21 protein-coding genes and 1 pseudogene are annotated in these 23,696 nt (G+C 65.4%); 10 read left to right on the top strand and 12 right to left on the bottom strand.

What is annotated here, in order from left to right:
- Positions 1-13 precede the first annotated feature (13 nt).
- Genes PVE73_RS27470 through PVE73_RS27460 form a run of 3 tightly spaced genes read right to left on the bottom strand, consistent with a single transcriptional unit; the run spans position 14 to position 1,982 of the window.
- Positions 14-844: an SDR family NAD(P)-dependent oxidoreductase gene (locus tag PVE73_RS27470; protein ID WP_277367928.1), complete on the bottom strand. Its 831-nt coding sequence runs from the start codon at positions 842-844 to the stop codon at positions 14-16.
- 22 nt (positions 845-866) lie between these two features.
- A complete protein-coding gene (locus PVE73_RS27465; protein ID WP_277367927.1) occupies positions 867-1,619 on the bottom strand; it encodes a fumarylacetoacetate hydrolase family protein in 753 nt (250 codons plus the stop codon).
- A gap of 15 nt (positions 1,620-1,634) precedes the next feature.
- A complete protein-coding gene (locus tag PVE73_RS27460; protein WP_277367926.1) occupies positions 1,635-1,982 on the bottom strand; it encodes a hypothetical protein in 348 nt (115 codons plus the stop codon).
- 92 nt (positions 1,983-2,074) lie between these two features.
- On the opposite strand from PVE73_RS27460, the gene PVE73_RS27455 reads away from it, so the two are divergent.
- On the top strand, positions 2,075-2,866 hold the full coding sequence (locus tag PVE73_RS27455) for an SDR family oxidoreductase (protein ID WP_277367925.1): 792 nt from the start codon (positions 2,075-2,077) through the stop codon (positions 2,864-2,866).
- Between the two features lie 5 nt (positions 2,867-2,871).
- Here PVE73_RS27455 and PVE73_RS27450 read toward each other — a convergent pair whose 3' ends face one another.
- The 6 genes from PVE73_RS27450 to PVE73_RS27425 form a co-directional block, all read right to left on the bottom strand.
- Positions 2,872-3,930: an alanine racemase gene (locus PVE73_RS27450; RefSeq protein ID WP_277367924.1), complete on the bottom strand. Its 1,059-nt coding sequence runs from the start codon at positions 3,928-3,930 to the stop codon at positions 2,872-2,874.
- Between the two features lie 65 nt (positions 3,931-3,995).
- Entirely contained in the window at positions 3,996-5,417 is a 1,422-nt protein-coding gene (locus tag PVE73_RS27445) for an aldehyde dehydrogenase family protein (RefSeq protein WP_277367923.1), read from the bottom strand.
- 29 nt (positions 5,418-5,446) lie between these two features.
- Positions 5,447-6,730 (bottom strand): amidohydrolase family protein, encoded by a 1,284-nt coding sequence (locus tag PVE73_RS27440; RefSeq protein WP_277367922.1) that lies wholly within the window; start codon positions 6,728-6,730, stop codon positions 5,447-5,449.
- Positions 6,731-6,768: 38 nt separating this feature from the next.
- Positions 6,769-7,536 (bottom strand): SDR family oxidoreductase, encoded by a 768-nt coding sequence (locus PVE73_RS27435; RefSeq protein ID WP_277367921.1) that lies wholly within the window; start codon positions 7,534-7,536, stop codon positions 6,769-6,771.
- Positions 7,537-7,566: 30 nt separating this feature from the next.
- Positions 7,567-8,382, bottom strand: a complete 816-nt coding sequence (locus PVE73_RS27430; protein ID WP_277367920.1) for a GntR family transcriptional regulator — start codon at positions 8,380-8,382, stop codon at positions 7,567-7,569.
- A 75-nt stretch (positions 8,383-8,457) separates the two neighbouring features.
- Positions 8,458-9,621 carry an amidohydrolase/deacetylase family metallohydrolase gene (locus tag PVE73_RS27425; protein WP_277367919.1) on the bottom strand — a complete coding sequence of 388 codons (1,164 nt, stop codon included), beginning with the start codon at positions 9,619-9,621 and terminating at the stop codon, positions 8,458-8,460.
- A 214-nt stretch (positions 9,622-9,835) separates the two neighbouring features.
- On the opposite strand from PVE73_RS27425, the gene PVE73_RS27420 reads away from it, so the two are divergent.
- The 8 genes from PVE73_RS27420 (at position 9,836) to PVE73_RS27385 (ending at position 18,157) form a co-directional block, all read left to right on the top strand.
- On the top strand, positions 9,836-10,630 hold the full coding sequence (locus tag PVE73_RS27420) for a phosphosulfolactate synthase (protein ID WP_277367918.1): 795 nt from the start codon (positions 9,836-9,838) through the stop codon (positions 10,628-10,630).
- Positions 10,631-10,806: 176 nt separating this feature from the next.
- Entirely contained in the window at positions 10,807-12,321 is a 1,515-nt protein-coding gene (locus PVE73_RS27415) for an ABC transporter substrate-binding protein (RefSeq protein ID WP_277367917.1), read from the top strand.
- 56 nt (positions 12,322-12,377) lie between these two features.
- Positions 12,378-13,121: an SDR family NAD(P)-dependent oxidoreductase gene (locus PVE73_RS27410; protein ID WP_277367916.1), complete on the top strand. Its 744-nt coding sequence runs from the start codon at positions 12,378-12,380 to the stop codon at positions 13,119-13,121.
- A 37-nt stretch (positions 13,122-13,158) separates the two neighbouring features.
- Entirely contained in the window at positions 13,159-13,923 is a 765-nt protein-coding gene (locus PVE73_RS27405) for a glucose 1-dehydrogenase (protein WP_277367915.1), read from the top strand.
- 287 nt (positions 13,924-14,210) lie between these two features.
- Entirely contained in the window at positions 14,211-15,095 is an 885-nt protein-coding gene (locus PVE73_RS27400; RefSeq protein WP_277367914.1) for an ABC transporter permease, read from the top strand.
- Complete coding sequence (locus PVE73_RS27395) at positions 15,092-16,048, top strand: ABC transporter permease (protein ID WP_277367913.1); 957 nt, start codon at positions 15,092-15,094, stop codon at positions 16,046-16,048. The genes PVE73_RS27400 and PVE73_RS27395 overlap by 4 nt, the downstream gene beginning before the upstream one ends.
- Positions 16,049-16,118: 70 nt before the next feature.
- A complete protein-coding gene (locus PVE73_RS27390; RefSeq protein ID WP_277367912.1) occupies positions 16,119-17,156 on the top strand; it encodes an ABC transporter ATP-binding protein in 1,038 nt (345 codons plus the stop codon).
- Complete coding sequence (locus PVE73_RS27385; RefSeq protein ID WP_277367911.1) at positions 17,153-18,157, top strand: dipeptide ABC transporter ATP-binding protein; 1,005 nt, start codon at positions 17,153-17,155, stop codon at positions 18,155-18,157. The genes PVE73_RS27390 and PVE73_RS27385 overlap by 4 nt, the downstream gene beginning before the upstream one ends.
- A gap of 40 nt (positions 18,158-18,197) precedes the next feature.
- Here the strand turns inward: PVE73_RS27385 and PVE73_RS27380 are convergent, their stop codons facing one another.
- Positions 18,198-19,244: a beta-propeller fold lactonase family protein gene (locus PVE73_RS27380; protein WP_277367910.1), complete on the bottom strand. Its 1,047-nt coding sequence runs from the start codon at positions 19,242-19,244 to the stop codon at positions 18,198-18,200.
- A 166-nt stretch (positions 19,245-19,410) separates the two neighbouring features.
- On the opposite strand from PVE73_RS27380, the gene PVE73_RS27375 reads away from it, so the two are divergent.
- Positions 19,411-21,750 (top strand): DUF3604 domain-containing protein, encoded by a 2,340-nt coding sequence (locus PVE73_RS27375; protein WP_277367909.1) that lies wholly within the window; start codon positions 19,411-19,413, stop codon positions 21,748-21,750.
- 216 nt (positions 21,751-21,966) lie between these two features.
- Here PVE73_RS27375 and PVE73_RS27370 read toward each other — a convergent pair.
- Positions 21,967-22,182, bottom strand: a pseudogene (locus tag PVE73_RS27370) (transposase); the annotation flags it as partial.
- A gap of 23 nt (positions 22,183-22,205) precedes the next feature.
- The gene (locus PVE73_RS27365; RefSeq protein ID WP_277367908.1) at positions 22,206-23,663 is read right to left on the bottom strand and encodes an ISKra4 family transposase; all 1,458 of its coding nucleotides are present in this window, start codon (positions 23,661-23,663) and stop codon (positions 22,206-22,208) included.
- Between the last annotated feature and the right edge of the window lie 33 nt (positions 23,664-23,696).

Genomic DNA, 23,696 nt, shown 5'->3' with positions numbered 1-23,696 from the left:
CGTGCCACTTCGATCAATCCTTCGACGTGTTCATCGCCAGCTTGGCCCCGAGACCGCCGTCGATTCTCAGGTCGGTGCCGCTGATGTAGCGGGCATGATCCGACAGGAGAAAGGCGACAGGCTCCGCGATTTCGGCTGGCTGGCCGATACGCTGAAGCGGTATCGACTTCCCCACGCGGTCCGCGATCTCAGCGAACTCCAGCCTGGGGAACATGCGTTGCCAATTGCCGCGCCAGGTCGCGGATTCGAACGGGCCGGGGCTGACCGAGTTTGCCCGTATGCCGTGGCGTCCGTGGCTAACGGCGAGCGCCCGCATGAAGGCGACCATCGCCGCCGTGGTCGGCGCGATCGCATCGCGCCGTTCGGTGGTGGTGTGGGCATGCACGGAGGAAACGGTGACAATCGAGCCGCCCCCAGCCCGCTTCATGTGCGGGACGACGTGTCGGACGGGCAGGTATACGCCGCGCAGTTTTTCGGAAACGCTTTTTTCCCAATCCTCCGGCCCGATCTCCTCGACGGTGCCCATGATGCCGGAGCCGGCGGCGCAGACCAGGCCGTGAATGCCGCCGCTCGTCTCGGCCGCCTCGGCGACCAGCCGCCCGACCTCTTCATCCGATGTCGCATCGGCCTGGCGTGCATGGACGGCGAGTTGCCGGTCCGCGGCCGCCGCGCTGATCTCGCGGACGGCATCGAGGTTTCGGCCGCACACCCACGCGGTACCGCCCTGCCGCGCGATCAGGAAGGCGAGCGCCGCGCCCATTCCGACCGTCCCGCCGGTGATGACGACCACTCGGCCCGTGAAATCCAGGGGACGGTCCGGTTCGGAGTTAGCGGGTGCAGTCATCGTGGAATCTCCTCCCAATGCATCAGACGATCGCCCGTGACTGCCTGCCGAACCTGCCGGCGGACACCTCGACCACGTCTCCCGGCGACAGGCGGTGCGGCAGGCGCGGCGCGACGATCGCTTCGGCGAGCAGGATATCTCCGGCATCGAGCGGGCAGATTCGGTCGATCGTCTCCGCGATCGCGCCGATCGCCGCAAGGCTCACCTCGCCCTCCGCAACGGTGGAGTCGGCCGCGCCGGAAACCGAGCATCGAATTCTCGCGTGGCCGATCTCGCTCGCCTCGTCGGCCGTCAGGATGTAGGGCCCGAGCGCCCACAGGCCGTGGCGGCTGCCTATCAGCCGCTGGTGAGCGGAACCGTGCGCGGGTAAGGGCGTGATGTCTGTGAACATCGCCAGGCCGGACAGGCGGGCGCCTTCAGCCAAGATGGCGGCAATCCCGACACGGATCGAGAAGTCCTGGCCGAGACCGGCCACGGCAAGCGGATCGTCCGCCCCGGCCGGGTCGCCGAGCCGGGGGCAGGCGTCGATATTGCCGGCATCGCCGCGAAGCTGGAACACGCGCCTTGCGTGTTCCACCGGGATCGCGAAGCGCGCGCCGGGCAGAACGGCGGGCAGGGTGCCGGGCGCGATCGCCCTGAAAGAACGGTGCCAGGGCCTGCGCAGCGTCGCCTCGTCGATCTCCGAAACGAGGATCGAGATATCCCGGCGCGTCCCGTCGTCGAGCACGATGCTGGGCTTCTCGAAGCCCGGCTGCCCGGATCGCGCCAGTCTCACATAGCCTGTCATCGGTCAGGAGCGGGAGGAGGGCCCAGGCAGGGACCTGACCAGCCTGAAATTGGCATGCGGTGTCCGGCCTATGAAAAGCTTCAGGGCCGGCGTCGGCCGTCTCGCAATGTCCCGGCGGATGTCCGAGTTCATCGCAGCCAGCAGACCCTGCTCGTCTTCGAAGCCGAGTTCAATGGCGTGGTACCAGCGCGGTGCGAGTTCGCCGACCCGCGTCCCCCGCATCAGCCGCACCGAGAGGACGCCCGGCATCGTCGAGAGATCGGGGACCATCTGCCCACCCACCATCTCGTCGAACTCGGCCTGGTCCTCTTCGCGGACGTAGCCCTCGTAGAAGCCGTATCTGAGCAGCATCGCGACATTCCTTGCATGGAGCGCCACGGGCCGATTGCCACCAGCGCATCGATCGCATAATCTCTATATAGCTATAGTGTGGAGAGACGTGGATGGCAACTGGACAGCGCTTGGCCCTCGTCACGGGGGCGGCGGGTGATATCGGCATGGCGATAGCCCGGCGCCTGGGTACGGACGGCAGGCGGCTGGTCCTGTGCGACCTCGACAGCGAACGCATCCGCAGCCGGGTCGCTGAGGCCGGGTTCGCGCGGGACCCGCTTTCCTTCGCGCTCGACCTGCGCGATCCGGGTGCCGTCGATGCGTTCGCGCGCGACGTGGCCGCCCACGGAACCGTCGACATCCTCGTCAACAATGCGGCGTTCCAGCACGACGGCGACGTGATCCGGGCGTCGCTGGAGGATTTCGACGATTCCTATGCGGTCAATCTGCGCGCGCCGTTCCTGCTTTCCAAGGCTTTCGCACCGGGCATGCGGAATGCGGGCGGGGGCGCGATCGTCAACATCGCGTCCGTACATGCGCTGGCGGCCGGTCCGGGCCGGGCGGCCTACGCCACGATGAAGGCGGGTCTCCTCGGCCTGACGCGGTCCATGGCCGCCGACCTCGGCCGTCACAACATCCGGGTCAACGCCATCATCCCGACCGCCACGCGCACCTCTGCGCTCGAACGCTCCTGGTCGCAGGAGCGCGGCATGAGCGCCGGCGTGCGCACCAGCTACTTCGACTGGGCCAGCGGCCAGCATCCGATGGGAAGGATCGCCGAGGCCGAGGACATCGCCGAGGCGGTTAAGATGCTTGCCGTGACGAGCTTCATATCCGGCGAGTCGATCCGGGTCGACGGCGGCCTCCTGTCCTCGCTCAGGCTGCTGCCGCCGCAAGGCAACTGATACCGTCAGGCGTATCCCGTTCGGGCATCGGGCCTGCGGCGTCCGTCGACCGGCCAGCTCTGTCCGCTGCCGTCTTGTCGGTACACCGCGACTGAATCATGCAAGTTCAGCGTCGGATCGATGTGCAGCGGGATCAGGAGGACCGGATCGCCAACCCGCGCCGGCCAATCGGCCCGCGGACTGATGCGCGCGTGCTCGTCGGCCAGCGAAATGACCGAGAAGCTGCCGTCCGCCGATTTCGGCACGCCGAATTCGCCGCTCAGGCTCTTCCAGCCGGCATTGAGCACGCCGGCGCCGGGGCTGCGCCACGATATCAGCGTGGCACAGCAGAACAGCGCATTCTCGAAGGGCAGGTCCAGCGCGCCGTATTTGGCGTCCATGAGAACGTAGGAGCCCGCCTGCACTTCGGACAAGACGCCGGCTTCGGCCGCCAGGTCCCAGGTGCCGGTGCCGCCGCCCGAGACGACCGGGCATGGAAAACCCGCCTGGACGAGGCGTTCCTTCTCGATGCGCAGGATCTGCTGGCTTTGCCAGACCATCGTGCGGCGGATGTCGCGATCCTCGCGCGAGACGGCGTGCCCCTCATAGCCCTGCAGGCCGAGGAACTCGAGCCGTCCGGCCGAACGCGTGGCGGCAGCGAGGTCTATCAGGGCCGGGCTGCCGAAGTTCAGGCCGCACCGGCCCATGCCGACGTCGATCTCGATCAGTACGCCGAACGACACCGCGAACGCCTCGGCCGTCGCCTGCAGCATCTCGACCTGTGCGGCGCAGTCGACGGTCGCGGTCACCCGCTTCAGCGCGGCGGCGCGGGCAAGCGCAGCCAGGCCGGCCAGATCGGCGACCTGGTTGGCGACGAGAATGTCGTCGATGCCGGCTTCGGCGAGCACGAGCGCTTCATAGGGCGTGGCGCAGGTTACGCCCGAAGTGCCGCCGGCCGCCAGCTGCATCTCCATCAGCATGGAGATTTTGTGGGCCTTGAAATGCGGACGAAGCTTGACCGGCCGATGGCGATAGAAGTCCGCAGCGCGGCCGATGTTTCGCTCGGTCGCGGCAAGATCGATCAACATGGAGGGCGTCGCCACGGTCGCGAGAAAATCGCGCGGGATGCCGGCGCCCGCAAGGCGTGTGCTCATCGGGGTTCTCCTCGCCAGAAGATGCTCTTTTGGCGGGTCAGCTCCATAAGGAACTCCAGCCCGTAGCCATGGCCCATGCCGCTGGAGCCGAACGGCTCTGACGTGCCGCCGGCGGCTTTGCCCCGCATCGTATTGATGCGGATCATGCCGGCGTCGAGCGTATGCAGTGCCTTCAGCGCACGCGGGGCGGACGCCGTGCAGACGATGGCCGCGAGCCCGTAGCGCGAGCCGTTGGCCAGTGCCAGCGCCTCGCCGAAATCGTCGAACGGAATGCAGGGAGCGACCGGCCCGAAGGTCTCCTCGACGACGACGCTCGCGTCGTGGGGCACGTCGACCAGGACTGTGGCGGGATAGAAGAATCCCCGGTTTCCGTGGCGCTCGCCGCCGGACAGGACCCTGGCTCCGGCCTCGGTGGCATGGGTCACCTGCGCGGAAACGATGTCGAGCTGCCGGCGATCGACAAGCGGCCCGATATCGACGCCGTCCTCCATGCCATTACCGATCCTGAGCGCTCGCGACGCCCGCACCAGCTCATCGACGAAGGGCTCGAAAACCTGCCGGGCGATGAACAGCCGTTCGGTGGAGGTGCAGATCTGGCCGGCATTGTAGAACGTCGCTTCCGCTGCGAGCCGCGCGGCCCTGCCGATGTCGACGGTCTCGTCGACGATCAGCGGATCCTTGCCGCCGAGTTCGAGGATCACCTTCTTGAAACTTCGCGCGGCGACCTCTGCGATGTGGCGTCCCGTGCGTTCGCTGCCGATGAAGACGATCAGGTCGACATCCGAATGAGAGATAAGCCGCTCGCCCATGTTCGCGCCGTCGCCGAGCGCGAGGTTGAGCACGCCTGGCGGGAGGTGGCCGAACACGTGCTCGGCCAGGAAACGCGCCGAGAGAGGGCTCTTCTCGGACGGCTTCCAGACCACCGTGTTGCCGACCAGGAGGTTCGGCACGACGTTTTCCATCGCCACCACTGCTGGGAAGTTCCACGGCAGGATGCAGGCACAGACGCCACGCGGGACGCGCTGCTGGAAATTCAGTTCGCCAAGCGCCGCCATCTGGCTGCCGCTGCGCAGATGGACGGCGAGGTCGCAGAACTGCCGCGCCACGTCGGTTGCCGTGCCGACCTCCGCGAGCGCCTGCGAAAGCGGCTTTCCCATCTCGCGCGTGATCAGCGCCGCCACGTCCTGCCGCAGCGCGACGAGTTTCTCGACGGCGGGCAGGAGCAGGTTCCGCCTTTCGGCTGGCGACAGCGCCGCCCAGGCCGGTCCGGCCTTCGCGGCTGCTTCCACCGCTGCGTCCGCGAGGTCGGCCGAGCCGCGCGGAAGGAGTTCGACGACCGCTTCAGTGGCGGGGTCCACGATCTCGAGCGCTTCGCCAGGCTCCGGGATGCCGCGTCCGTTGATCCAGTGGGAAAGCATGCAGTCGGCTCCTCCGCCGTTTCGAATTTTCAGGCCGCGGCCCTGGTCTGCTCCCGCCGGTCGACCAAAACCTTCCCGCCCTTCATGACGACCCGGATGTTGCGGGTGTCCGACAGGATGGCGATGTCGTCGAGCGGGTTGCCCCGGACGACGATGAGGTCGGCGAGCTTTCCGCGTCGGATGCTCCCCAGTTCGTCTGCGCGGCCGATCGCCTCGGCCGCGTTCCTGGTTGCCGTCATGATGGCCTCCATGGGCGTCATGCCGAGATTGACATAGACCTCGAGCTCGAGCGCGTTCTCGCCGAAGCCGGGCTCGACATTGGTGTCCGTTCCCATGGCGATCCTGGCGCCGGCAGCGTGATAGCGCTGAAACGTGCGGGAGGTTTCGTCGAGCAGCCGTTCCATCTGGGCCACGACGTCGGGCGGGGCGCCCCGACGGCGTCTCCGCTCGATGATCTTGCGCTGGCGGAAGGCGAGCGTGGGAATGACCGGCTTGCCCGCATCGACCACGCGGGCGATCGCATCGTCGTCGATGTAGACGCAATGCTCGATCGTATCGACGCCGGCCTCCACCGCCACGCGGACCGAATCCGGCGTATGGCAATGCGCCGCGACCGGCTTGCCGAAGGCATGCGCCTCGTCCACCAGGGCAGACAGTTCCTCGGGCGTGATGTTGCGGCTCCAGACGTTCTCCTCGCCGAATGTGCCAAGTCCGCCCGAAATGCAGGTCTTCAGCACATCGACGCCGTTGCGGATGTTCGTGCGCACCTGACGGCGTATTTCCCAGGGGCCGTCGGCGGTGATGCCGGGCGCGCGCTGCGCGGACCGCGGCATGCCGAGATCGAAATGGCTGGCGGTGATGTGCGTCAGACCGCCGACGACGAGCCGGGGTCCCGGCAGCAGTCCGCTGTCGAAGGCTTCCCGCATCGACACGATCGCTTCGTGGAACGAACCCTGCGGCGTCGGCCAATCGAAATCGCGGACCAGGGTGAATCCGGCCTCCAGCATCAATTGGGCGTGACGCACCGTCTCCATCAGCATCGACGAAGCCGAGCGGCTGAAGCGCGCCACGTCCACGTCCTGCCGCGTGCTGACGTTTGGCGAGGCGAGATGAAGGTGGATGTCCATCATGCCGGGCATGACGACGGCGCCGGAAGCGTCGATCGTTTCGGCGTCCGACAGGCCGTCCAGCGCCGCGCCCGCTTCGACGGCGGCGATCCTGCCGTCCTCGACCAGGATCGAGACGTCGTGGGAAGGCTTGTCGGCCTCGCCGTCTATGAGGGTTCCGCACTTGATGACGATCGGCTTCTGCATTGCCATTTCCCTCGGCGGCCTGCGGCGGGCAACTCGGCTCAGTACTTCTCGACAGTCAGTTCGGAGGCCATGACGGCGTTGCCGGCCATGAGGCCGCCGTCGACATTGAGGATCGCGCCGGTGATGAAGCTGGCATCCTCGCTTGCGAGGAAGGCCACCGCCCTGGCGACTTCGATCGGTTCGGCGATGCGCCCGAGCGGGTACCATTTCGCCAATTGTTCGAACAAATGCGGGTTGCCGTCGAGGCGCTGCTGCCAGATCGGCGTGCGGATCGTTCCGGGACAGACGGCGTTTGCCCTTATGCCGTGGCGGCCATATTCGACGGCGACCGACTTGGTGAAGCTCAGCATCGCGGCCTTGGATGCGCTGTAGGCGGGTGAGCCGAGCGTCGTCAGCCCGTTGACCGAAGCCACCATCACGATCGAGCCGCGCTGCCGATCCTGCATCGCCGGAAGAACCGCCTTGGTGCAGTAGAAAACGCTGTGCAGGTCGATGGCGACGGTCTCTTCCCACCCTGCGACGGTGCTTTTCGCGACCGTGCGCTCCGCCCCGCCGATCGCCGCATTGTTCACCAGCACGTCGACGGGGCCGGTGCGCTCCGTCAGCTTGCGGATCGTCTCCGCTACGGCTTCCGGGTCGCTTACGTCGACGACGGCACATTCGGCTCCGGCCAGGTCATGGACGCGCGCATCCCGGTCGAGCGCGATGATCTTCGCCCCGAGGTCAGCAAAATGGCCGCACAGCGCGCGGCCGAGTCCACCGCTTGCGCCGGTGATCAGGACGATGCTGCCCTTGAAGTCAGACATGGTTTTCCTTCGTCGGTGGCCCGGCTTCGGTCAGGGAATCCTGGCCCCTGCCTCCAGCCGGTAGGGGTTGGGCGGAATCCAGTAGCGCTGGTAGTAGACCGGCGTGTCCTTGATGCCGTAGCCGATCACGTCGCAGGTCATCGCAACGGAGTCGGGCGCGACGCCGATGATGCCGGCGATCTCGGCCGGCACGGGCTGGATGCCGAAATGTTCCACCGCCCTGAGCGTGGCGACGTCGAAGCGCTTGGCGCTCAGCGTGCCACGGAGCGAGGTCACGTCGAATTCTTCCTCGGGAATGGTCAGCAGTTCCCAGAAAGGCGGGCCGGCGACGTAGAAGTTGGAGGCGACGGTGAACTTCCGGTCGATGCTCATGGTGCGCCGCACTTCGATGTAGAAGGAGTGGCGCCCGAGGAAATCGGCCCACGGGCCCACGCGATTGATCGAGGCGATCGACTGGACTTTCGCGTACACCGGCGCAAGCGCGCCGTCGTCCTTGAGGAAACGCAGGTGCCATAGCTTGCTTTCGTCGACGCGCGCTTCGGCGATGAACGTCCCCTTGCCCTGTTCGCGCAGGATCAGGCCGCGCTCGGCAAGCGCCTGCAGCGCCTTCTGCACGGTGCCGAGGCTCGTCGGCAGGACCTGGGTCAGTTCGAGTTCGGAGGGCAGGCGGTCGCCCGGCTTCATGCGGCCGGCAGCGATTTCCTCCTCGATCATCCGGCACACCCGCAAATATTTCGGCATCCCGCGCGGCGAGGTCAGGTCGACCGACGCATAGATTTCAGCAGCCCTCTCCGAGAGGGTCGTTCCAGCAATCCGTTCCGGATTGTCTTCCAGCGATGAAGTCACCGATAGCCTCCGACCGGAATGTCGAGCCGAATATTACATGATAGGGTCATCGTCAGCAAAGCTATATAGTACCTTTCAATGAGCATGCGGTCTGTTCTGCCTGTCGGCCGGGCCATCCCACCAGCGCCCCTTGAGCACGATGCCCGACCGCGCCAGCTTCTGTCGGCCTGCCAGCTTCACACCGTCGACATCGCGATACTCGAAGTCGCCCTCCAGCAACTCGACGATGGAGACGTCGGTGGCGACGCCAGGCTCGAGGCTGCCCAAGTCCTTGCGCCGGAGGGCGGATGCCGGAGCGCTCGTCACGCACCGCACGACATCCGCCAGCGGTATGCCGAGGCAGAGGAACTTCGACATCGTGATGAGCAGGTCGAAGTCGGGCGCGATGCATAGCGCGTGCAGATCGCTGGAGATCACGTCGGGCATGAAGCCGTTCGCAAGCATTGCCCTTGCCGTGCCGAAGCCGAAGGCGCCCCGTCCGTGGCCCACGTCGAAGAGTACCCCGCGCTCGCGGGCGGCGAGGACTTCCTCCCTAACCGCGCCGTCACGGGTCGACGGGGCATTGGGGAAGGACCTGAAGCAATGGGTGAGAATGTCGCCGCGGCGCAGTCTCTCCAGCACCTCGCGGCGTGTCGGCGGCGGAAAGTCGAGATGCGTCATGACCGGAAGGCCCAGTTCCTCCGCCGCTTCGATCGCGATGTCGAGCGGGGCGATGCTGCTGCCGCCGCCGGCGATCATCCCGACGCGAACCTTCACGCCGACGATGACATCGGCGTGTTCCCTGGCGACCCGCACGCATTCGCGCACGTTGAGGAGCCGAACATCCTCGCATTCACCGATCCGCACGGCGTCGCTGAAGCCGAAGATGCCTGCGAAGGAAACATTGATGTAGGACAGGACACGCGGGGCGACCCGTTCTATCACGTGCCGCCGGAACCCGGGGAAATTGCCGGGACCGGCGCTGCCTGCGTCGACGAGCGTGGCCGTCACGCTGTCATAGGCGACTTCCTCCGCGTCGACGCCCAGCGAGGTGCCGCCCCAATAGACATGCGTGTGCAGGTCGACGATGCCCGGCAGGACCAGCCTGCCGCTCACGTCGCGCACGTCGCGACAGCCGTCGTCCGGCAGGCTCGGGCCGACTGCCGCGACCACGCCGTCGCGCAAGCCGACATCGGCGATGGCGTCGAAATTCCGGACCGGATCGATCACCCGTCCGCCTCGCAGCAACAAATCGAACATCACATTCCTTCATGCGCAGCCAGGGCGGCTCGACCGTTCTAGGCATTGGCCCGAGGCGCTCGAAAACCGCAATCCGATCGATCGGCCCACGTCGATGTTGCCGGTAATAAGTTATAGCTATATAGATGTCAATCGGAGGATGCGGAACCTGGCCCCCCGAGAGAGGGCGGGTGTCGGGAGATCGCGTCAGGGGCATCACAGCGGAGCATGACCGATGGCCGAAGTTTTCACGATGGTGCCGCTGCCTGCCGGGCGCAGCAGGACAAAGCCCCGCAGGCAAGGCCTGACGATGATGATGGACTGGGGCATGCCGATCGAATCGCAGGCCTCGCTGCTTGGCCTGGTGGCGCCGCATGTCGACCTTGCCAAGATCGTCGTCGGAACCGCGCGGCTCTACGAAGAAAGTTACCTCCGCCGCAAACTGGCGACCTACCGCGACCACGACATCGCCCCCTTCATCGGCGGCCAGTTCCTCGAATATGTCATCCGCAAGCAGGGGGTCGGCGGCGTGGACGCCTTCCTGGACGAGGCCTGCCGCCTGGGTTTCGGCGCGATAGAAGTTTCCGACAACATCGTTCCCATCTCCGAGGAGAATCGCCGGAAAATCATCAAAATGGCGTTGTCGCGCGGGTTGGAGGTCCATGCCGAGGTGGGCTCGAAACACGACGCGTCGACTGCCGAGGCGCTGGTCGCGCAGGCGACGCGCGACTTCGACGCCGGGGCCAATGTCATTCTGGTCGAAGGCGCCGAGTTGCTGCGCAACCGCCAGCCGGACCAGGCGCTGATCGCGGGACTGAAGGAAGGGCTCGACCTGAGTCGCGTGATCTTCGAACTGAGCGGGCCGTGGATCCCGGGCACCCATCACACGGACGTCTACGCGCTCAAGGTCTTCCTCGTGAAGACGTTCGGACCCGACGTCAATCTCGCGAACATCCTGCCGGATGCGGTGTGGGAGACCGAGGCGCTGCGCATGGGCCTCAGCGCGCCGGGCCCGATCCACGACGTCTAGCGGCCGCCGAAATCCATAAAGTTCAGCATTTTGCCTTGCAATGCGCTTCGTCTTATAGTCCTATAGAGGACTATATAAAGGAGCGCATGTCGCCTCGCTTGAAAACGCGTGGAAGGGGGCGGCGGCAATCGACCTGTCGGATCGATGGCTGCGGAATCACGCGACAAGAGGGAACCATGAGATTGAACCCGATGAATGCACTGCGGGCGACGATCCTGTCGCTTGCCATGCTGGGCCTGGGGATCATCCAGGCGGGAGCGCAAAGCAACGAGAAGATCGTCATCGGCGTCACGGCCGATCCGACACATTTCCAGCCCTGGGACACGGCGATCAACAATTTCCCGTTCTTCGCCCAGTTCTACAACGTGCTGGTCAGGAAGAACCCCGAGACGCAGGCGCCGGAACCTGAACTCGCCGAAAGCTGGAGCTTCTCGGAGGACGGAACGGTGATGACGCTCAAGCTGCGCGCCGGCGTCAAGTTCCAGAGCGGGCGTGAATTCGTCGCCGAAGACGTCAAGAGAAGCCTCGCGCGGGCCTTGGATCCCGACGTGCACGCCAACCTGAAGCCGATCGCCGCCACGGTCAAGGAGGTGCGCGTCGTCGATCCGCATACCGTGGAACTCGTGCTCAACGCGCCGAACCCGGCGGTCTTCGATCTCCTCGACATGCTCTACATTATCGATGACGACCAGTTCGAACTGCATCGCAAGCAGCCGATCGGGACCGGTCCCTACGTGCTCGCCGAGCGTGTGCCGGGGCAGAGCCTGACCCTGCGCCCCTTCAAGGACTACTGGCGCAAGCCCGGCCCGGTCATCCAGGAGATCGAGTACCGCATCGTGCCCGACACGCAGGCGGTGCTCCTCAATCTCGAATCGAACACCGTCCATGCCATCAGCAATTTCCCGGTCCGCGATGCGGAAAATCTTCGCTCTCTCGGCTTCCAGGTCGATACGGCGACGACCGGCATCTTCTACAATTTCGTCTTCAACACGACGAAAGAGCCGTTCTCCAATGCCGCGCTGCGCCGGGTCTTCACCCATGCGGTCAACCGCGACCGCTTCGTGCGCGTGGTCCTTGCCGGCATGGCCAAGCCGATGTGCATGCCCTGGGTCAAGGAAAGCAACATCGCCTATGACGCGAAGCTCGAGGCGAGCTGCGAGTTCGACCTGGTCAAGGCCAAGCAGCTGTTGACGGAAGCCGGCTATCCCGATGGCCTCGACGTCGAGATCATCACCTCGACGCAGTGGTATTTCGGCATGACGAAGCTCGCCGAGATCATGCAGCACGATTTCGCCGAGATCGGCATCAGGGCGACGGTTCGCGACACCGAGACCGCCGAATACGTCAAGCTGCACAACAATCTGGGCTTCCAGATCATCATGTCGCAGACCGGCCGGGCGATCCGCGATCCCGCCGCCATGCTCGGCATGACCTCGACCTGGCGTCCGAAAGGCATGACCTCCGGATTCGAATCCCAGCGCTACACCGATCTCGTGACGGCGGGCGCATCGACGCTGGACGAGGCCAAGCGGCGCGAGATCTACGGGGAGATCAACAAGCTGATACGCGAGGAGCAGTTCACCGTGCCGGTCGCCACGGCGCCGACCCTCTTTGCCTACAACAGCAAGATCAAAGACATCCGCTATTCGCTGGAAGGTTTCCTCACCCTCGAATTCGCGCATGTCGACTGATCGCTGATGACCGGGCGGGGCCTTGAAGGAGCCCCGCCTACAGGGGGGACCTGAACATGGCCGATCGAGTCGCAATCGTCACCGGCGCTGCCCAGGGCATGGGACGGGCCTGCGCGATCGAGCTTGCGCGCAAGGGGCACCGCATCGTCATCAACGACCTTAGCGCAACCGGCGCCGAAGCGGTCGTGCGCGAGCTCCGTTCCTTGGGCGCCGAGGCCGTCTCCGCGATGGGTGATGTCGCGAATGGCGCCAGCGTGGAACGCCTGGTCGGCACCGCGCTCGAAAAGTTCGGTTCGATCGACATCCTGATCAACAGCGCCGGCATATTGAAACCGACCGAGGTCGCCGGGATATCGGAAGCCGAATGGGACCTCGTCGTGGGGGTAAACATGAAGGGGACGTTCCTCTGTTCACAGGCAGTGCTGCCATCGATGCGCGGCAGGGGGTGGGGACGTATCGTCAATTTCTCCTCGACCGCCGGCAAGAACGTGTCCACGCTCGGCGGCGCGCACTACACGGCGGCCAAGGCCGGCGTCCTTGGGCTGACGCGGCATTTTGCCAAGGAGGTCGCCGGCGACGGGATAACGGTGAATGCCGTCTGCCCCGGCCTGATCGACACGCCCATGGTGCGCAACAGCATCGGACAGGAGCGCATCGACGCCTACGCCGGCTCCTTCCCGATCAAGCGCCTCGGCCTGCCCGAAGAAGTCGCCGACCTGGTCTGCTTTCTCGCCTCCGACAATGCCGCCTACATCACCGGTGCGTCGCTTGACATCAACGGCGGCGACCTGATGGTCTGACGCCGCCGCGCGCCCCGAGAAAACAGGAAATCGCGACATGAAGTGTTTCGATCTCGGCGGCAAGGTCGCCCTCGTGACGGGTGGAAACGGCGGCATCGGCCTCGGCATGTCGCGGGGCCTTGCGCGGGCGGGAGCCCGGATCATGATTGCCGGACGCAACGCGCAAAAGAATGCCGCCGCCGTCGCGGACCTTTCGGCAATCGGCGTCGATTGCGATTCGGTCGTCGCCGACCTGTCCCGGGAATCGGATGCACGCTCGCTCGCGCCGCGCACCCTCGAACGCTTCGGCCGCCTCGACATACTCGTCAACAATGCAGGTGTTCCGATGCGCAAGCTGCCGCAGGACCACACGACGGAGGATTGGCGGCTCGTCATCGACACGAACCTTTCCAGCGCGTTCTGGACGTGCCAGTCGGCCTATTCCGAATTCCGGCGCCTCGGCGCGGGCAAGGTCATCAATGTCGGGTCGCACGCCTCGATCCTGGGCGCGCCCTTCACGACCGCCTATGCCGCCAGCAAGGGTGGACTGCTGCAGATGACGAAATCGCTGGCCTGCGCGTGGGGGCGCGACAACATTCAGGTCAACGCGATCCTTCCGGGCTACATCGACACCGACATGGCGAAATCGGCCAGGCAGGAGGTTCCCGGCACCGAGGAGCGGGTGCTTTCGCGCACGCCCGCGGGGCGATGGGGGACCCTCGACGACTGCGAGGGGATCGCGGTCTTCCTGGCCAGTCCGGCGAGTGATTTCGTCACCGGCACGGCACTGCTGCTCGACGGCGGCTACGCCGCGCTCGGCTGAGCAGACCACGCCTGTCCGACGAGCAGGTGCGCTCCATTTCCTGAAGATACCTCTCGTTTCCACGCAAGACGCGGCGCATCGGTGGCTTCGCGACAGTGCGGCTGCCCGGACAGATTTCTCTCGTCCCGCCCGATGATCCGGACGGCTCGGCGCGTCTTGACCTCTGCTGCGACGAGGGTGTGTTGCCTTGACCGCCGCGAGCGAAGTGCTATAGTCATACATAGTACTTGGGCGCGAGGAGGACGTTTGATGGCGAGCAGATCCCGAGCCCCGTCGCGGAACGCTGCATGACCATCCCGATGGAATCCGTCTCGGGCGTACAGGCGGCGGCGCCGTCGGGGTGGCAGCGCTTCCGACAGGACAGGGCAGGATTTGCCAGCCTCGTCGTTCTGGCCGTGCTCGGCCTCGTTGTGCTTGCGGCCCCGCTCGTCAGCCCGCATCCGCCGACCCATCAATACTATGGCGAGGAACTGCTCGGGCCGCGCCCGGGCTTCTGGTTCGGGACGGACGATCTCGGTCGGGACCTCCTGTCGCGCTGCCTCTACGGCGCCCAGCTTTCGCTGGTGACGGGTCTGCTCGCGGCCCTGCTTGCGGGACTGCTGGGCACGGCGCTCGGCATGATCGCCGGATATCTGCGGGGGCCGGTAGACGGCATTCTCGGCAGGATATTCGACACGATCCTGTCCTTTCCGGGCCTGCTTTTCGGAATCGCCGTGGCCGTGCTTATGGGCAAGGGCGTCGTCAACGCCGCGCTGGCGGCCGCCATCATCAACGTCCCGCTCATCGCCAGGCTGGCGCGGGCAGGGGTCTTGAGCGAACAGGAGAAGGAATACACGCTCGCCGCGCGGGCGATCGGCGCTTCTCCGATCCGCATCCTCGTGCGCCATCTTCTGCCCAACATCTTCCCGATCATCCTCGTCCAGGTGACGCTGACCATGGCCGACGCCATGATCATCGAGGCGGGACTGAGCTTCCTCGGGCTCGGCGCGCAGCCGCCGCAGGCATCCCTCGGCACCATGCTGCGGGATTCACGGCCCTTCCTCTCCGACGCCGCCTGGTACGCGATCTTTCCCGGACTGCTGCTGACCATGTTCCTGATGACGATCAGTTTCATCTCCGACGCGCTGGCCGAGATGTACAATCCGCGCCGCGTCCTCAGGAGTGCCGGATGATCTCCTATGTGGTCCGTCGTCTGCTCGCCGCGATCCCGGTGATCGTGCTCGCCTCGATCCCGGTCTTCCTGGTCATCCACATGGCCGAAGGCGATCCCGTCCTCATGCTGCTCGGGGTCGAGGCGCCGACCGAGACCATCGAGGCGATGCGCGAGCGCCTGGGCCTCAACCTGCCTCTCTGGCGGCAGTATCTGCGGTGGGCCGCGGGAGTCGTCACCGGGGACTTCGGCAGGTCCGTCATGTCCGACTTTACGGTGAGGGAACTGCTCGTCAGCCGGATTCCGGCGACCCTGTCGCTGGCCGTCGTGGCGATGATGATGGCGATCGCCATCTCGTTCCCGCTCGGCATCTTCACGGCATTGCAAAGAGGACGCTGGTTCGATCGCTTCGTCTCCATCGTGACCTCCGTGGCGATATCGATCCCGCATTTCTGGCTCGGTATCCTTTTGGTGCTGCTCTTCGCCGTGAACCTGAACTGGCTGCCGGCCGGCGGCTATGTGTCGCCGGCCGAGTCACCACTGCGGTTCGCGCAACTGGTATTCATGCCGGCGCTTACGCTGTCCCTCTACATGGCGGCGATCCTGACGCGCTTCGTGCGCACCTCGATGGCGGAGATCCTTACGGAGGACTACATCCGCACCGCGCGCAGCAAAGGGGTTCCGGGCCGGCTCATCGTCACGCGTCACGCTCTGCGCAATGCTCTCATTCCGGTAGTCACCGCACTCGGCGTGCATTTCGGGCGCCTGCTGTCCGGAACCATCATCGTGGAAGTGATCTTCGCCTGGCCGGGGCTGGGACAACTCATGCTCGGGGCGATCAACAACCGTGATTTCCCGGTCGTCCAGGCGACCTTCCTCGTCTTTATCGTGCTGGTCATCGTGTCGAACCTGGTGACGGACATCCTGTATTCCGTCATCGATCCGCGCATCCGGCTCCACGGGGCAGCAAAATAGGCATGAAGACGACAGGCTCCATTCGGTGGTCGTGCGGTCGCGAAGCTTTCTGCGAGCCGGACGGTCGGGCATGAACATGTTGCCGGCCCGGGACGACCGCGACGGCGAACCGATTCTCTCGCTCGAGCAGCTGCGCGTCCAGTTCCGCACGCCGAGAGGCATCGTGCAGGCCGTGGACGGCGCCTCCTATGCTGTGAACCGAGGCGAAACGCTCGGCGTCGTCGGCGAGTCGGGCTGCGGCAAGAGCGTGACGGCGATGTCGCTGCTGCGCCTGATTCCCGAGCCGCCGGGCAGGATCGTCGGAGGCTCGGCCATCTTCGAGGGGAAGGATCTTCTCGCGCTTCCGGAGCGCGAGATGCGCACCATCCGCGGCAACCGGATCTCGATGATCTTCCAGGAGCCGATGACGTCGCTCAACCCGCTGCTCACCATCGGCCGGCAGATAGGGGAGCCCCTGGAGATCCATGCCGGCCTGTCGCGTCGCGACGCGCTCGATCGGGTGGTGGAGATGATCCGGCTGGTCAACATCCCGGAAGCCGAAACGGCGATCCACAAATTTCCGCATCAGCTATCCGGAGGCATGCGCCAGCGGGTGATGATCGCCATGGCGCTGTCCTGCAATCCCCAGGTCCTGATCGCCGACGAGCCGACCACGGCGCTCGACGTCACCATCCAGGCACAGGTGCTCGACCTGATGCGGGAGCTGCAGGAGCGGCTGGGGACCGCCATAATCCTGATCACGCACGACATGGGTGTCATTGCCGAGAATACCACCCGCGTCGTGGTCATGTATGCCGGCAGGAAGGTGGAGGAGGCGGCGACGACGGCGTTGTTCGCGGCGCCGCGCCATCCCTATACGCGGGGCCTGCTCGGTTCCATCCCGCGCCTTGACGGCAACGACGCAGGCGTCGCCGGTCCTGTGAGGCTCAACGAAATTCCGGGGATGGTGCCGATGCTTCTCGACCCGCCGCCGGGTTGCCTGTTTGCACCCCGCTGCGCCTTCGCCACCGACAGGTGCCGACGCGAGGTACCGCTGTTCGAGGAGAAGCGCCCGGGGCACTGGGCGGCATGCTGGCACTCGGATCGTCTGCCGGAGGGCGTCGCATGAACATCCCGTCCAACATCACGGCGCCAGCCCCGGAATCCCGGCCATTGCTCGAGGTCGAGGGCCTCAAGAAGCACTTCCCCATCGGCGGCGGCATCCTGTCGCGCGCCAAAGGCAAGGTCTACGCGGTCGACGGTGTTTCCTTCGGCGTCCACCACGGCGAATCGCTGGGACTTGTCGGCGAGAGCGGCTGCGGCAAGTCGACCGTCGGCCGCACCGTGCTGAAGCTGATCGCGCCCACGGCGGGCACGATCTCGCTGAAAGGCAAGGACATCACCGGCCTGTCGGAGGCCGAGATGCGGCCGTTCCGCCGCGAGATGCAGATCGTGTTCCAGGATCCCTATTCGTCGCTCAATCCACGCATGAGGGCGGGCGACATCATTGGCGAACCGCTCGTCATCCACGGCATCGCAAAAGGGCAGGAGCGCGAGGATCGCGTCGTCTCGGTGATGCGCCGCGTGGGGCTCCATCCCGATTCGCGCTCGAAATATGCGAGCGAGTTTTCTGGCGGGCAGCGCCAGCGTATCGGCATAGCCCGCGCCCTGATCCTCAATCCGCGCCTGATCGTCTGCGACGAGCCGGTTTCCTCGCTCGACGTTTCGATCCAGGCGCAGGTGATCAACCTCTTGGCCGACCTGCAGCAGGAGTTCGATCTCGCCTATTTGTTCATCGCCCACGACCTGGCGGTCGTGCGCCACGTCAGCCGCCGCATCGCGGTCATGTATCTCGGCCGGATCGTGGAACTCAGCGACCGCGACGCGCTTTTCCGCGAACCGCAGCACCCCTATACCGAATGCCTGCTTTCGGCGATCCCGGTTCCCGACCCGCAGGTGAAGCGGCCGAAGCGGATCATCCTCAAGGGCGATCTGCCGAGCCCGTCAAATCCGCCGTCGGGCTGCCATTTCCGCACGCGCTGCCCCTATGCCTTCGATCGCTGCCGCTCCGAAAGTCCGGCGTTGCGTGAAGTCAGGCCCGGGCACTGGGCAGCATGCCATTTGCGATGAAACCGACGGACCGGACGGCGCGTCCCGAACGCCTACGGCTTCAATAGCGCATGAGGGTCAGCCAGCCGGCTCCGCCGCAGTCGAAGACGGGTTCGGCAGCCGCCGGCAGGCCGTCCACGAGCGGCATCGCCACGACACGCGACGATTCCCACCCCGCGACGAGGAGGTGATCGCCATGGATGAGCAGATGCTGGGGCCATGCCACGCCGGCATCGATCTCGGAGACCATGACGGGCAGGGGGCCGCTGACGTCGAAAGTAGCGATCGTGTCGTAGCCGCGGTTTGCCAGGTAGGCGTATCTGCCGTCGGCCGAGCAACGGATGTCGCCCGGATAGTTGCGATCGAACCGCGTCTTCGCCGGTCCGGTATGGGTGGTGCTTTTTGTGACGCCCCACTCTTCGGCGGCGATGCCTGGTCGCCCCAGGACGATCGTCGAGGCGAGTTCCGCCGCGATCGCCAGTCGGCCGTCGGGGAGCCACACGCCGTGTCGCGGACCGGTCCCGGGCGGTACCGGGGTTGCGCCGGTCTCGCGCAGGCCGGCTTCGCCGGTCGCTGCCTTGTCGATCTCGAATTCCCGCACACGGTCGGCGCCGAGGTCGACGACATACACGCGACCCTGGTGAAACAGGGTCTGGTGCGGGCGTGGGCCGCTCTGGCGCTCCGGATCGAGGCCTCGGCCGCTGAGCGGGATCAGGTCGATCTCGCCGTCGAAGCCGCCTTGCGGTGTCAGCCGCTGCACGCCGAGTGCGCTGGTCCGGTAGTTCGTCACGACGAGAAACCGGCCTTCGGGGTCTACGGCGACGTGACAGGGCGAGAGTCCCTCGCTCGATTTGCCGCCTATGCGATCCGCCCGTTCGCCATCGAGCCGCCAGCCGTGGATGAACCCTTCGTCGCCGGTGCCCGACGACCCGTAGACGACGGCAAGCGAGCGATGGGGAGCAAGCGAGGCCAGCTGATCGACGGTCGCGAGGTGGACACCGCGCCATCCGCCCTCGCCGAAGGTCCACTGATGCAGCCCGTCTGATTGTCCGGCTCCCCGGCCAGCGACCAGGAGTCTTTCGCCGGACGGGATTTCGAATGTGGCCATTGCGCGTGTCCCTCGTGCTTGGCGGTGCCGTACCCGGCGCGGCGCCAGAACAATTGTCTCACTTCATAGCTATGTGGGTCAAAGAATGCTATAATCCTATATAGTAGTTGATTCCGGGGAGCAAGCAGGCTATCCCGACCAGATTGCAGCTCGGGGAAAATATCCGATGAACGACTCGGCACCGGACCGCTTGTCCTCGCCGCAAGGCGCGGAGACGATCAAGGAGAGCCGCGCAGGGCTGGTGGCCCGCGAACTGGTGGGCGACTTCCGGCCGGACACGGTCCCCTTCGACGACCCTGAGACGCTGGGCCGGGCGGTGCTGTCTGCGCCCGCGGCCGTGACCGCCCGTTCCTTCGCCACCTTCCGCGTCACCTATACGGTCGGCCGCCTCGGGCTCGACGACACCGGAGCGATCAGGATCGCCTTTCGCTTCATCACCGATCTGCATTTTCAGACCGACGATCCCAAGGGCGACAATTATGTATCTGCCCACAGCGACGGCGAGGGCCGTCTGGAACTGTCCACGGGCCTCAACGGTCACCGCCCCTGGACACGCGCCGTCACCGTCCAGCAACGGGGCGGCTACCTGCGTCCCGGCCAGACGATCACTATCGTCTTCGGCGATACGAGCGGTGGCTCGCGCGGGCTTGCCGTACAGTCCTTCGCCGAGGCCGCCGCCGAGTTCAAGGTTCTGGCGGACGTGCAGGCAACCGGCATTTTCGTTCCGCTGGAAGACCAGCTCTTCGTGCCGATCGTCGCCGGCAAGGCGGATCGCTGGGTGGCCGTCATGCCGACGATGCGCCGGCCGGGCGAAGAATTCTTCTTAGGGCTGCGCGCCGAGGACGCGTGGGGCAACCCGACGCCGCTGGCAAGCGGCAAGGTGCGCCTTGCGCCCTCGCGGCCTGTCGACGGCCTGCCCGAATCGTTCGAATACGCCGACAGCCAATCGATGCGTTTCGAAGGATTGTCGGCCGATGCCGGCGAACCGATCACCGTCGCCGTTCACGTCGACGGGCAACTGGTCGCGGAAGCGGGGCCGCTGCACATCGGCGAAGCGCGGCTGGCATCCTATTGGGGCGACCTTCACGGGCAGTCGGGCGAGACGGTCGGAATCAACACCGTCGAGAGCTATTTCGACTATGCCCGCAACAAGGCCTTCCTGGATGTTTCGAGCCATCAGGGCAACGACTTCCAGATCAACCGGCGCTTCTGGAAGCGTCTGAACGAAGTGACCGCCGAGTTCGACGAACCTGGCCGTTTCGTCGCCTTTCCCGGCTACGAGTGGTCCGGCAACACCGCCGTGGGCGGCGACCACAACGTTTTCTTCCGTCACGAGGGCGAGGACATCCGTCGCTGCTCGCACGCGCTCTTGGCCGACCGCTCCGACAGCCATCTCGACGCAGCCGACCTCGACGCGCTCTATCGTGCGCTCGCCGGCAAGGACAGCGTCATGTACGCCCATGTGGGGGGCCGGTATGCCAATTTGGCCTTTGGACACGATCCCGTATTGGAGACCGCGGTCGAGATCCATTCCGACTGGGGCACCTTCGAATGGATGCTGACCGACAGCTTCGACCTGAAGCGCCGGGTCGGCGTCGTAGCAAACAGCGACAGCCATGATGCCCGGCCCGGGGCAAGCTATCCCGGCACCGGCGGTTTTGGCGCCTATGGTGGCCTGACCTGCTTTCTCGCGGAGCGGCTCGATCGCGACGCCATATTCGAGGCGATGCGCAGACGCCATCACTACGCCACGTCGGGCTGCCGCCTGCACATCGAACTCGGCGTCGAGCTGGGTTCGGGCGGCCTCGTGTTCGAGCGCGATCCGAACGTCGCGCCCGGCATCGCCGGCATTCCTTCGGCCACCGCGATGATGGGCGACATAGCGCGGACTTCGGCAGAGAGGGTACGCCTTTCCTTCCGTGTCGCCGGGACGATGGGAATCGAGCGCGTAGAGGTCAGGAACGGCGACAGGCCGGTCGACACCGTTCGCGGCTACGGCGAGACAGACCTCGGCAGGCGCCTTCGCGTGCGCTGGGCAGGCGCCGAATATCGCGGCCGGGGCCGCACCACGTCATGGGAGGGAGAGGCTTCGTTCTCCCGCGCACGTATCGAGCGGTTCGACAAGATCGCAATCTGGAACCACGAGCGGCGTTTCAGCTTGGCGGATGCGTCGCGCCTGCGGTTCGAGGCTCCCGTGGCCGGCAACCTCGCGGGCTTCGATGCCTGGCTGTCGGAGCCCGCAGGCCGTGTGCGCATTGAAACCAATCACGGCACGCTGGAAGCGGAACTGGAGCAGATGGGCGTCGAGGATCGCATTCTCGACGCCGGAGGGCTGCACAGGTGCCTCATGGCATACCGACTGCCCGACGAGCCAATCGCGCGTGAGATAGCACATGCCTGCGAGATCGATATCGTTCCAGGCCGTGACAACCCGATCTGGATCGCGGTCGTCACCGAGAACGGCCACCAGGCATGGACGAGCCCGGTCTACGTCTTACCTGCCTGAACCGAAGACCGCGCGTGCGTGTGGCGGAAGGCTCGATCGTTTCAGCCTCTAATGGAATCGCTTTGCGGAATTCAGTGCAGTGGTGAGCCGTGGAGAGGCCCGCGGCGCCTAGAGAAGCTCCGGCCGCGACCCCGTAAAGGCAAGCCCGCGCGTGCCGATTGATTGAATGAGTCATCTTCACTCCCGTCCGAAGGTAAGCGGTGTCACGCTCATACCTTCTGCTCCTGCGTCGTGGCCTGCGAAGAGTGCGTTCTTCCGACTGAGAGCTATCGGCCGGATGGTTCTTTCGACACTGTTGTTGTCCACCTCGATGCGGCCGTCGGTCAGGAAGAGAAGCAGGCCATTCCAGTATTTGGCGATGCAGCTCAGGGCTTCGCGGAGCGGTGATTTGGCGGCAACGCGGGCACGGTGAAGGGTGAGCCAGGTTTCCATGGAGACCGGTAATTTCTCTGGGGTCAGGCGGCGCGCAGAAGAGGCGGTTTTGGCTTGAATATTAGCGGCGCGTTCCGTTCAGGCTGTCGGAGCGGTGCCCTCAGCCGGTTGCGAAGTTCGCCGTTCAGTTCGGCCGTTCGGACCTGCATGAGCATGTGAGCGCCGTGGAGCGACCATCGCATCTGCTGCTTCTTGACCATCCGCTTGCCGACGAGTGAATTCACCGCTGACTCGGCAAGGGTGGTGGCGACCCGCAGACCGCCCCGATAGCGCTTTCCGTAGTCGATGATCGCGCCGCGGTTCGAGCGGGCGTAGGTCAGGAGTTGCGCGCCGAGGCTGTGAAGGCGTGCGATCGAGAATTCGGCGTTTCCTTGCGGCTGCTTGAGGCCGGTGAGAAGGCTCTCCAGGTCGCGGATCGCGCGATCGACGCGGCCATGCCACAAGCGCCATTTCACGGCTCTGATGTCCCTGTCGATGGTTGGAAGCGCATCAAAGGGATCGGATCGGGATCGCACGATGTGATCGGCGATTTGCTGCATGGGCTGGATCTTCATGGCAATATGAAACCAGTCGATGATGTGAGCCGTCGGTTTCGGCATGGCACGGGGCAGCCGCTTCAGAATTTCGGCCCCGTCGGAGATAACCGTCACATCGCCAAAGCCGCGATACCCGACTTCCCGGAGGGAGTGGAGAGTGCGATCGCGGATCGCATGCTGGGCGGTGCTGCCGGTGACGAAATAGCGTCCACCTGGTTCACCCCGTCCCCCGCGGCCGCATCTGGCAACGACGAGTTCGAAATTCCGCGCTGAATTGGGCTCGGCGCTGCGAACATGAGCGGTATCGATGCTGACAACGAACTCTTTGCGCCGATCGCCGGGAAGCTGCATCTCAAGCTGGTGACGGTCATCCATTTGAGACCTAACCCGCCATGTTTCCCGCATGATTTGGTCGTCGAGCCGCTTGCCGATCCTGATGGTGCGCTTGCGCACGGTCGCGTGCGACTCGGTTGGCTCAATGGGCAGGAATTCGGCCAGCACCTTCGCCGCCTGCCGGTAGGGCATCATGCTCCCCAGCCGTGCTGTCAACTCCATCAGCTCCGACATCGCCCGATCGGGACAGATTTCCTTTAGCGGTGCGAGGGCGCCGTCCATGCCCGGGTAACAATCTCGGCAAATCATCCAGCGAGGATTGCGCACCTTCACCGTGCCGAAGACCGTTCGGATCCGGCGTGTCGTGTAATCTTTGACCGGCCGGAATGTGTGACAATCGGGGCAGGGTCGGCGAAACTGGGCATATGTCTCCGCCTCGTGGTTCACGACCGCGCTCTGCAGCGCCGCCATGATCTTCTTGCCGTCCTCGACCGACAAGCCAACGTCGCCGTCGAACAGCCTCTCCCAGGTCTTGTCGATCCGGAGTTCCTTCCGGCAGGTATCGCCAAACTCGTTCTTGCCCTCGATCGTGATCGTCCACTCCACCGCCATCGCTCTCCCTCCGAACAAAGCGACGGTGATGGA

Source organism: Chelativorans sp. AA-79 (genome assembly GCF_029457495.1).
Lineage (GTDB): Bacteria > Pseudomonadota > Alphaproteobacteria > Rhizobiales > Rhizobiaceae > Chelativorans.
Note: the sequence above shows the minus strand (reverse complement) of the source record. Positions and strands in the feature narration are given on the sequence as shown.